Below are 10,621 nucleotides of genomic sequence, written 5' to 3'. Positions count from 1 at the left end.
GTCTTTGAGTCTTGATCCAGATATCGCGGCATTGCTCGAGATGGTGCAGGCCGGCACCGAAAGCGGCGCGCGCGTTCCGTTTCCGCAATTGACTGCTGCGCAGGCGCGGGCCGATTTCGATGCGTCCTCGCCGCTGCTCGACGTCGATCCGCCGGCGCTCGCCTACGAGCGGCGTTTGTCGCTGCCGGTGCGGGATGGCGCGATCATCGAGGCGCGGCTCTATGCGAGCGCGCAGCCGAGCGAACGCACTCCCATTCCTGTTCTTCTTTACATGCACGGCGGCGGCTTCGTCGTCGGCAGCCTCGATTCGCATCAGCCATTGTGCCGCGGCCTCGCCGAGGACAGCGGTGCGGCCGTGCTGTCGGTCGGCTACAGGCTCGCACCGGAGCACAAGTTTCCGACCGCTTTCGAGGATGCAGTCGATGCGCTGACCTGGATCGGCCTCGAGGGCCGCGCGATCGGGCTCGATCCCCGCCGGGTCGCCGTCGGCGGCGACAGCGCCGGCGGAACGCTTGCCGCCGCGCTCGCGATCGAGGCGAGGACAAACACGGGCCTTCCGCAGCCGGTGCTTCAGGTTCTCGCTTATCCCGGTCTCAGCTCCCGACAGACCTCCGCATCCTACCAGCGCTACGGTACCGGCCATCTCCTGGAGCGCAGCACTGTCGATTGGTTCTTCCGGCAATATCTCCGCGACGAGTCGGATCGCGACGATTGGCGTTTTGCGCCGCTCGCATCGGATGATTTGTCGGGCCTTGCTCCCGCATGCATCGTCCTCGCCGAGTTCGATCCCCTGGTGGACGAGGGGCACGATTATGCAGCCCGCTTGGCGGCGGCCGGCGTTCCCGTCGATCTGCACGTTTATCCCGGCATGATCCATGAATTCCTGCGCATGGGGAATGTCGTGGCCGATGCCTTGCAGGCGAGAGCGACGATCGGGCGGGCGCTGGCCAAAGCCTTTCTCGCCGCTGGTGAAAAGGCGGCCTGATATGGCAATGCAGCGTGAACGAGAGTATGTCATGATCATCATCTGTCGCGGCCTCTCTGCGAGAGGCGCCTGAACGGATCCCATGAGCACGTCTATTCCAGACCATAGGCTGTCCCGCCGTGCGCTCCTCGGCGCGGGCGCAGCGATCGGAGGCACGGCCCTTGCGGGTCCATGGCCCATGGCGTTTGCCCAAACCGCTGGATCGCAATCCGGGCCCCGGGTCGCCGCGCTCGGCTGGGCCTGTGCCCAGACGATCCTGGCGCTCGGCGTCGTGCCGCTGGTGATTCCGGAGATCGAGCGCTATGGCCGGCTCGTCGTCGAGCCGCCCGTTCCGTCCGCGGTTCAGGAAATCGGTCTGCGTTCGGAGCCAAATCTCGAACTGCTGCAGAGCTTCGCGCCCGACATCATCGTCATCGACCCCAGCATTGCGGCCGCCGTCCCCCGGCTCAAGCTGATCGCGCCGGTCGAAACGTTCACGATCTTCAGACCCGGCGGGCATCCTCTCGACACGGCGCGCCATTCGACGCTGGAGCTTGCCAAACGCCTCGGGGTGCAGTCGGCGTGCGAAGCCTATTTCGCCCGTTTCGACGTCGCCATGGCCGGCTATCGTGAGCGGCTCCGGGGTCGCGGCGGCAAGCCGCTCTATCTCGTCAGCGAGATCGCGCGCAACCGCGCGCTCGTGTTCGGTCCGAACAGCCTCTATCAGGAGGTGCTCGATCAGTGCGGATTGAGGAATGCCTGGACGGGACAGAGCGGCCCATGGGGCCATACCAGTGTTGGGCTCGAAGTGCTCGCCGCGGTTCCGGACGCGCGGCTGGTGTTGATGACCTCGCGGGTCGCCGATGTCGAAGCGCTGCTGAAAGCAAGCCCTGTGCTTCAAACCCTGCCGTCTCTTCGGTCGCATCGGCTGACGGTCCTGGGTAATCAATTTTTCTATGGCGGCGTGCCGGCGGCCGAACGTTTCGCCCGCCTTCTCGCCGAACGTCTGCCGCGGGAAAGCCATGAGCAAGGTTGAGGCACTGCCGGCCCGGTCCGGCTTGGAGATGCATCCGGCGGTGCTGATCGGCTTGCTGCTGGCAGCCGCGGCCGCGCTGACCTGGCGCAACCTGTCCGGATATCTGCCCGCAGGCGCCTGGCTGCCGGTGTTGTGGCGGCCCGAGGTCACCGATCCCCAGCAGATGCTGGTGCACTACACCGTGTTTCCGCGCATCGCAGTGGCGCTGCTGGCCGGCGCAGCCCTCGGTCTTGCCGGCACGGTCTCTCAGCAGGTGTTGCGCAATCCGCTTGCGGAGCCGAGCACCATCGGCGTCCTGAACGGCGCCTATCTTGCGCTGGCCGTGACGACCCTGTGGGCGCCGTCGCTGCTGGCCTTCGGCCGCGAGTGGATTGCGCTGTGCGGCGGGTTCGCTGCGTTCCTGTGCGTGTTCGGGCTGACCTGGAAGCGTGCGCTGTCGCCCGTCGTCCTGGTGCTCGCTGGATTGATCGTCAGCTACTACTGCGCGGTGACCACCCAGGCGCTGGTGCTGCTCAACCACGAATATCTGATCGGTCTGTTCATCTGGGGCGCCGGCTTCCTCAATCAGCAGGATTGGAGCAACGTCACCTTCCTGGCGCCGCGGCTGCTGATTTCGATCGTGCTGATCGCGGCGATGGTTCGTCCGCTGACCCTGCTCGGCTTCGACGACGAGACCGCGCGCAATCTCGGCCTCGGATTGACGAGGGCCCGGGTCTTCGCGCTCGTCATCGCGATCGCGCTCAGCGCGTCGGTCGTCAGCGTGGTCGGCGTCATGGGATTTGTCGGTTTGTCCGCGCCGGCCATCGTCATGCTGTCAGGCGCGCGCCGCTTTCGCGACCGGCTGATCTGGGCGCCACTTTGCGGCGCCCTGCTGCTGTGGCTGACGGATCAGCTCGTGCTTCTGATCCCGCCCGGCTATCGCGAAATGCCGGCCGGTGCGGTGACGGCCCTGATCGGCGCGCCAATGTTGCTCGTGCTGCTGCCACGGCTGCGAGCCACCATGCCGATGGGAAACCTCACGCCATCCGCTCCGGCGCGGCTCGATCATCCCTGGCGCGTGATCCTTTTGGCCTTAGTCTTGCTGCTGCTCGCCGTCTGGATCGCGCTGGCCCTCGGCGTCGGCTCCGACGGCTGGCGCTGGAGCGGCCTGTCGGGCTTGCAGGAATTCTGGCCGTGGCGCTGGCCGCGCGTGGTGTCGGCGCTGGCCGCGGGCGCGACGCTGGCGGTCGCCGGCACGCTGCTGCAGCGGATGACCGGAAACCCGATGGCCGCGCCGGAGGTCATGGGCATCAGCTATGGCGCCGCGATGGGCGTGATCGTTCTGCTCTATCTCTTTCCCGCCCACACCCGGCTGGAGCAGATTGCAGCGGCCGGGATCGGCGCCTTCATCGTGCTGGCGCTGGTGCTGCTGTTCAGCCGGCGGTCCGAGTTCAGTCCGGAGCGCGTGCTGCTGGCAGGCGTCGCCATGAGCGCGGCATTCGGTGCGATCATTGCCATGGCGCTGGCGACAGGCGATCCCCGCATCGGCACGCTGCTGTCGCTGCTGACAGGCTCGCTCTACCAGATCGGCCCGGCCGAGGCCGCAATCCTCGCCGCCGCGGCGCTCGTTCTGCTGATCATGGTGCCAATGCTGTCCCGCTGGCTTGATATCCTGCCGCTGGGATCTGCGACCTCGCGTTCGATCGGCATCTCGCTGACGCGGAGCCGCGTCATCATCATGCTGCTGACGGCGTTGCTGACGGCGACGGCCACGCTGATGGTTGGTCTTCTGAGCCTGGTCGGCTTCATCGCGCCACATATGGCACGGATGATGGGGGCGCAGCGCGCGCTGCATCAGGCGGCGCTGGCCGCGTTGATCGGGGCGATCCTGATGGTCACGGCGGATTGGGCCGGACGCATGGTGATCTTCCCGTTCCAGATGCCCGCCGGCATCTTCGCCATGATGCTTGCTGGACCCTATCTCATCTGGCTGCTGCGCCCGCAGCGCGGTTGACGGCGCTCACCGCGCGAAGCTGATGAGATGGCCATGGTCCGGCGACGGCATCACGCCCATGGGGATGCCGTAGATGGTTTCGAGCTCGGCCGGCGTCATGATCTTGTCCGGTGTGCCGCGCGCGATCAGCTTCCCGGAATGCAGCGCGATGATCTCGTCGCAGAAGCGGGCGGCCATGTTGACGTCGTGGAGCACCACGACCACGCCGAGATTGCGCTCGCGGGCGAGCTGCCTGACCAGCGACAGCACTTCGATCTGATGAGCGATGTCGAGCGCCGAGGTCGGCTCGTCGAGCAGCAGGCACTCGGCATCCTGCGCAACCAGCATGGCGATCCACGCCCGCTGGCGCTCGCCGCCGGACAACGTATCGACCAGGCGATCCGCAAAGGGTTCGATATGGGTCAACGCCATGGCGTTTGCGACCTTCTCGCGGTCGATGTCACCGAACCGTCCGAGCGCGCCGTGCCAGGGATAGCGACCGAGTGCGACCAGCTCCTTGACCAGCATGCCGGCGGCGGGCGGCGTCTGCTGCGGCAGGTAGGCGACCTTGCGGGCATAGTCCCGATCGCTCCAGGCGCGCAGTGCGCGGCCTTCGAAACGAATCGTTCCCGACGAGCTCGGCTGCTGGCGCGACAACAATTTCAGCAAGGTCGATTTGCCGGAGCCATTATGGCCGATCAGCCCGACGACGCTGCGTGCGGGAAGAGATAGCGTCAGCGGTTCGAGCAGCGCGCGCCCGGCCACGGCGAAGCCGACCTGGTCGAGCTGGAACAAGGGCGCGGGCGCTTCCAGTGAGGCCTGCGTGACGTCGGGCAAGGCGAGCGTCCTTTCGCTCGTCTGCGCGTGTTGGATCGTCATGGTTGGCGTAGGCTCCAATAGGCGACGGCCAGAAGCTGGTCACGGGAAAGCTTTCGCTCATCGCGCAGATGGTTGCGCAGGGTCTTCAGCGCCTGCGCCTCACACGCGATCCAGGCGAAGACGTCCCGATGGTCCGGCCATCGCACTGCCTTGACGGCGTCGACCAGGAGCTGCGTCGTCCCGGCTGGACGGCCCTCGCGATGCAACCAGCGGATTGCTACCCCGGCCGGGGCGACCAGCGGAACTTCCTCGCGCCGATCCGCGACCTCGATAAAGGCCTCACCCGTCGCCGTCGCCGGCAGCGTCTCCAGAATTCGCGCGATGGCGGGCAGGGCGGTTTCGTCGCCCGCCAGCAGCATCCAGCGCGCCGGACGAATGCCCCGGCCGAGCGGGCCAGCCATGCCGCAGATGGCGCCGGCCGTCGCGTTGACGGCGAACGCCGAGCCCGGCCCGGCATGATCATGGACTACGAAGTCGATGTCGATTTCGCGGCTCTGCAACTCGATGCGGCGGATCGTGTAATAGCGGGTGACGGGCCTGCGGTCGGGCTCCGGCCACAGGATACGTCCGTCGGGCGCGGGCCACGGCCATTCGGGCTTGGCGAGGCCCTCGGGCGGAAAATACAGGCGCACATGCAGCTCGTCGTCGTTTACGAAGCGCGCGATGTCTTCGCCGGTGAAGGTCAGCCGCCGCATATGCGGCGTCAGGGTGATCGCGGCCTTCAGCCGCACTTCACGGAAATTGGCCAGCGTGCCGCCGTTGGATTCATGACCGGACCAAATGATGGTTGGGGCAATGTCGCCCGCGAACTCGATCACATGCGAGGCGACGACCGAGCGCAGCATTTCCAGATTGCCCTTGTCGTTGGCCTCGACGCGGATCTTGAGCGCTTCGGCCTCGACGGCGAGGGAACTGATGCCGAACGGCAGTTTCGCCACCATGAGACCGTCCCGGTCCTCGAAGGCGATGTCATGCTCGGCCAGATGATCGATCATCCGCGCGGCGAGGCCGGCGGCGTCGGGAAGCGCGATGCGGGTTTCGGAGATCAGCAAGTCCAAACTCATTCTCCACCGGCCTGTCCGATGCCAGCCTGCAAGCGCTTCAAATGTCCGGATGTCGCGGCCTGGCACGGCTCTGGATCAAAAATCCTGCTCGCTCGCCGGCTGCGATGCAAAAGCGATACTACCCGCATCATATTAAAGGCATTGCCGATCCCAAATTAGAATCCATCGAAAGAGCAGCGAAAATAACCGCTGGAGTTGCGGTGCTGCCATCATGTATTCGCATCACTTCGGCACGGCTTGTCCGGCCATATAGGTTCGCTTCAGGTCTCCTCCAGCGCGGCTCTCATCATGAACTCACGAAGCGGCCTGACGACGCAGATCCTGCAGCTCCTGCGGCCCTACTGGCCACTCGTGCTCGGCGGCAGCGTTCTCGGAGTGGTCGGCGGTGCCTCCGTCGCGGCGTTGCTCGCGGTCGTGAATCATGGGCTTTATGCCACGCAGGCCGACGTGGTAACGCTGTTTTTCGCCTTCGCTGGCCTGTGCCTTCTGATCCTGATCGGTTCCATTGGCGCCGACATCAGCGCCAATTTTGTCGGACAGCGGATCATCGCCGAGCTTCGTAAGTCGCTCGCCGCCAAAATCCTGGCTGCGCCGATCGATCAGCTCGAAATCTACCGGACGCATCGCCTGATCCCGGTTCTCACGCAGGACGTCGACACGATCAGCGATTTCGCGTTCTTCTTTTCGTCCTTTTTCGTGTCGCTCGTGATCGCGCTCGGCTGCATGGTTTACCTGGCGGTGCTGTCTTGGCAGCTTTTCCTGATCACGGGAGTCGTCATCGTGCTGGGATCGCTGGCGCATGGATATGCGAGGACGCGCGGCGTTCGCGGCTTCAGCACCGCGCGAGAGGCCGAAGATCAGCTGCACAAGCAATATCGCGCGATCGCCGAAGGTGCCAAGGAGTTGCGCCTCAATCGGGTGCGCCGTCGGCGCGTCTATGTCGAGCAGCTCCAGCAGACCGTCGACCGGATCAGCTCGGTGCAGATCAGGTCGATCAATCTGTTCGTGACGGCGCGGGCGTTCGGGACGATGCTGTTCTTCGTCGTGATCGGCGTGGCGCTGACCTTGCGACCGTTCCTGTGGCCCGACAGTCCCGCTGCGGTGTCCAGCGGGTTCGTGCTGGTGCTGCTCTTTATGCGCGGGCCTATTGACCAGGTCATCGGCATCCTGCCGGCGCTCGGTCGCGCCCAGGTCGCGATGCGCCGCATTGCGGAGCTCTCGGGGCAGTTCTCGAGCCCCGAGCACGATCTGCTGGCCAGTGCGCCCGCTGCACCCGGCAAGACCGCCATCGAATCCATCGAGCTCCGCGGCGTAACCTATGCTTTTCGCGCCGTGCCGGGCAGCGATCCCTTTGTCCTCGGGCCGGTTGATCTGTTCGTTCGGCAAGGCGACATCGTCTTCATCGTGGGGCAGAACGGCAGTGGAAAGACGACCCTGATCAAGTTGTTGCTGGGCCTTTATGCTCCGCATGGCGGCGCCGTGCTGCGCGACGGTTCGCCGGTCCTGACGGAGACACGCGACGATTACCGCCAGCTCTTCACGACCATCTTCTCCGACTATTATCTGTTTGAGGATCTCATTCGTGGAGAGGGCGTGGTTCCTGATGTGGCGGAACGCTATCTCCAGCGGCTGGAGGTCGCGCACAAGGTCTCGGTCGAGAACGGCGTGTTCACGACGACGGACCTGTCGACCGGACAGCGCAAGCGATTGGCGCTGATGAATGCATGGCTCGAGGAAAGACCCGTGCTCGTGTTCGACGAATGGGCCGCAGATCAGGATCCGGCGTTCCGGCACATCTTCTATACGGAGCTCCTGCCCGATCTGAAGCGTCTCGGAAAGACCATCATCGTGATTTCGCACGATGACCGCTATTTCGGGATTGCAGATCATCTGGTGCGGCTGCGCGACGGCAAGATCGTCGGAAGCGAGACGAAAGCAGATAACGTCGCGAGCGTTTCCGCGGTTCCAAGTGACGCGCCGCTTTAGAGCTATTGTGACGAAGCGAGTGCTCTTTGTCACATGCAACGACAGCATGCGATCCCGTTTTGCGACAGGCCGTCAGATTTGTAGAGAATCTAATCTACGTGTGCGTGCATTCCTTGTCAGCCTGTAGGCGAGTGATCTACACCACGCCTCAGCGATGATCGAGATGCGAGGGCCGGATGAACAAGGCTTCGGATTCCGGGACCGGACCTCGTGCGTTCCCGGTCGGCCCATATTCCGCTCAGACCGTTTTCCAGGAGGGCGATCGCCTTCGCGTCGTCGCCGCCGATGTGACCGCGTTGGAACTGCGCCTGCGCGAGCGCGTCGATCACATCGAGATCCTGAAGGCCTCGGATGACTGCGAGGTTGCGGCACAGGCTGTATCGGCGTCCGCCGAGGCGCTGTTTGCCTGGCGACCTGGCGCCGATCGGCTCGTTCTGGACTTCGCTGGAAGAGCGCCGCTTGCACGAGAGCTGACCGAGAGTGGTCTTGCCATCATGTCCGAGGGGCGACTGGTGCTGCTGCCCGAACTGGTGATGCAGCGGCGGGACAACTGGCTGGTCAACCCCGGGCGACCGCCATTGCCGCAACTCCACGTCATGACGGACGGCAAGCGCCATCCGCGCCGCGCCGCAAAGCCGGCGGGAAAGGTGTACGGTCGTTTCATTCCCTGGCTGTCGGAGGTCATCTCGTTTCGCGTGGCCGATCTCGAGAATGACCTCCATTTGTTGCACCGCTGGATGAACGATCCTCGCGTCGATGCATTCTGGAACGAGGCGGGCGATCTCGACAAGCATCGGCGATATCTGGCCGGCATTCTGGCCGATCCTCATATGCTGCCGTTGATCGGCTGCTTCGGCGAGCAGCCGTTCGGCTATTTCGAGCTCTATTGGGCCAAGGAAAATCGCATTGCGCCGTTCTATGATGCCGACGACTATGACCGGGGATGGCACGTGATCGTGGGCGAGGACGCTTTTCGCGGCGCTCGTTACATCAGCGCGTGGCTGCCGTCTCTGATGCACTACATGTTTCTCGACGATTGCCGCACGCAGCGGATCGTCGGGGAGCCGGCGGCCGCGCACTCCCAGCAGCTTCGCAATCTCGAGCGCTCGGGGTTTGCGAAGATCAAGAATTTCGACTTTCCCCATAAGCGCGCGACCCTGGTCATGCTGTTGCGCGAGCGCTTCTTCGGCGATCGGCTTTGGCTTCCGGCAGCCGCCGGCCCAACGGTCTCGTCTTAAAGCGCAAGCGGAGCGCGGCTTCATGTCCCATCAACTTGCGATCGAGCACGACGTCATTGGCGTCGGATTCGGGCCTTCCAATCTCGCGCTCGCCATCGCATTGGACGAATGCGCGAAGCGATCACGGCTGAAATGCACGCCGCTGTTCGTGGAGAAGCAGCCGCACTTCACCTGGCATGGCGGCATGCTGCTTCCGGGCAGCGACATGCAGATATCGTTTCTCAAAGATCTGGTCTCCTTGCGCGATCCGACCAGTCCCTTCACCTTCGTGAACTACCTGCATAAGCGCGGCCGCCTACTGGATTTCATCAACTGCCGGACGTTCTATCCGAGCAGGGTCGAGTTCAACGATTACCTGCAGTGGGTGGCGAGCCATTTCAAGTCGCAGGCCGCTTACGGCGAGACCATCGTCGCCGTCGAGCCGGTGACGGCCGGGCAGACGGTGACGTCGTTGCGGGTGCATTCGCGCTCGCTCGCCGGCGGGGAGACCGTGCGGCTGGCGCGAAATCTCGTGGTCGCGGTTGGAGGCCAGCCCTATGTTCCGCAGGTGTTTGCCAAGGCTACCGACGATCGCAGGCTGCTGCATTCCAGCCGCTATCTCGACTTGATCGAGCGCGTTGTCCCGCGCGGCCGGTCCGTGCGTGTGGCCGTCGTCGGTGGCGGACAGAGCGCGACCGAGGTAACGGTCGATCTTCATGGCCGATGTCCCGAAGCGCATATCGATCTGATCTTCCGCGGCCATGCTCTCAAGCCGTCCGACAGCAGTCCCTTCGTCAACGAGATCTTCAACCCCGACTATACGGACTTCGTCTACGCGCAGCCTGCCGAGCGGCGGGATGCGATCGTCCGCAACTTCCGGAACACCAACTACGCCGTCGTCGATGCCGACCTGCTGGACCAGCTTTATCGGCTGCTCTACCAGCAGCGCGTCGGTGGCGACACAAGGGTCATGTTGCGTCCCCGCAGCGAGATTTCCAATGTGGATGCGGGACCGGACGGCATCGAGATCGGCGTGATTGACAAGTTCCGCGGCGAAAACCGTCGTTCGACTTATGACGTGGTCGTGCTGGCGACGGGATACGACAGGGAGACGCCGCACGGGTTTCTCGAACCGATCCGCCGCTACATTCGCGATGCGGCGCTGGATCGCAACTACCGGCTCGTGATCAATCCGGCGTTCCGGCCGCAGATCCACCTCCAGGGCTATTCGGAATCCTCTCACGGTCTGAGCGACACGCTGCTTTCGGTGATTGCCGTGCGGTCGCAGGAGATTGCGGAGTCTCTGCTCTCGACAATCTCGCGCCGGGAACTCATCGCCTAGAACACGATCCGGGAGAGATCGCAGCTCCAAAAGCCTTGCGCGGATCGAGATTGAAACGCATCACGAATCGTCCCGTTCTCATTACACAATAGCCGGCGTTCTCGCGGTCACCCTGCAGGCGTGTTCCGCTGTCCCTTTGGGGTTCCCCGATCTAGAACCTG

At 64.3% G+C, this 10,621-nt stretch carries 8 protein-coding genes; 6 read left to right on the top strand and 2 right to left on the bottom strand.

Going from position 1 to position 10,621, the window contains the following annotated elements:
• Positions 1-4: 4 nt before the first annotated feature.
• The 3 genes from I6F37_RS10300 (at position 5) to fhuB (ending at position 3,993) form a co-directional block, all read left to right on the top strand.
• A complete protein-coding gene (locus tag I6F37_RS10300; RefSeq protein WP_036001621.1) occupies positions 5-985 on the top strand; it encodes an alpha/beta hydrolase in 981 nt (326 codons plus the stop codon).
• Between the two features lie 82 nt (positions 986-1,067).
• Positions 1,068-2,000, top strand: a complete 933-nt coding sequence (locus I6F37_RS10295) for an ABC transporter substrate-binding protein (protein WP_036001618.1) — start codon at positions 1,068-1,070, stop codon at positions 1,998-2,000.
• Positions 1,987-3,993: a Fe(3+)-hydroxamate ABC transporter permease FhuB gene (gene fhuB / locus I6F37_RS10290; protein WP_202801495.1), complete on the top strand. Its 2,007-nt coding sequence runs from the start codon at positions 1,987-1,989 to the stop codon at positions 3,991-3,993. Before I6F37_RS10295 ends, fhuB begins: the two co-directional genes overlap by 14 nt.
• A 6-nt stretch (positions 3,994-3,999) precedes the next feature.
• Here fhuB and I6F37_RS10285 read toward each other — a convergent pair whose 3' ends face one another.
• Together I6F37_RS10285 and I6F37_RS10280 are read right to left on the bottom strand one after the other, a co-directional pair.
• Positions 4,000-4,851 (bottom strand): ATP-binding cassette domain-containing protein, encoded by an 852-nt coding sequence (locus tag I6F37_RS10285; RefSeq protein WP_081494481.1) that lies wholly within the window; start codon positions 4,849-4,851, stop codon positions 4,000-4,002.
• Positions 4,848-5,903, bottom strand: coding sequence for a siderophore-interacting protein (locus tag I6F37_RS10280; protein ID WP_210161151.1), 1,056 nt, complete (start codon positions 5,901-5,903; stop codon positions 4,848-4,850). The genes I6F37_RS10285 and I6F37_RS10280 overlap by 4 nt, the downstream gene beginning before the upstream one ends.
• A 300-nt stretch (positions 5,904-6,203) precedes the next feature.
• On the opposite strand from I6F37_RS10280, the gene I6F37_RS10275 reads away from it, so the two are divergent.
• The 3 genes from I6F37_RS10275 (at position 6,204) to I6F37_RS10265 (ending at position 10,460) form a co-directional block, all read left to right on the top strand.
• Positions 6,204-7,901 carry a cyclic peptide export ABC transporter gene (locus I6F37_RS10275; RefSeq protein WP_225151085.1) on the top strand — a complete coding sequence of 566 codons (1,698 nt, stop codon included), beginning with the start codon at positions 6,204-6,206 and terminating at the stop codon, positions 7,899-7,901.
• Between the two features lie 176 nt (positions 7,902-8,077).
• Entirely contained in the window at positions 8,078-9,139 is a 1,062-nt protein-coding gene (locus I6F37_RS10270; protein ID WP_036001613.1) for a GNAT family N-acetyltransferase, read from the top strand.
• 22 nt (positions 9,140-9,161) lie between these two features.
• Entirely contained in the window at positions 9,162-10,460 is a 1,299-nt protein-coding gene (locus tag I6F37_RS10265) for a lysine N(6)-hydroxylase/L-ornithine N(5)-oxygenase family protein (RefSeq protein ID WP_036001610.1), read from the top strand.
• The last annotated feature ends 161 nt before the right edge of the window (positions 10,461-10,621 follow it).

Origin of the sequence: Bradyrhizobium sp. NBAIM08 (assembly GCF_020193935.1) — a bacterium.
In the GTDB taxonomy this organism is placed as follows: Bacteria; Pseudomonadota; Alphaproteobacteria; order Rhizobiales; family Xanthobacteraceae; genus Bradyrhizobium; species Bradyrhizobium yuanmingense.
This window is presented reverse-complemented; position numbering and strand designations above follow the sequence as displayed.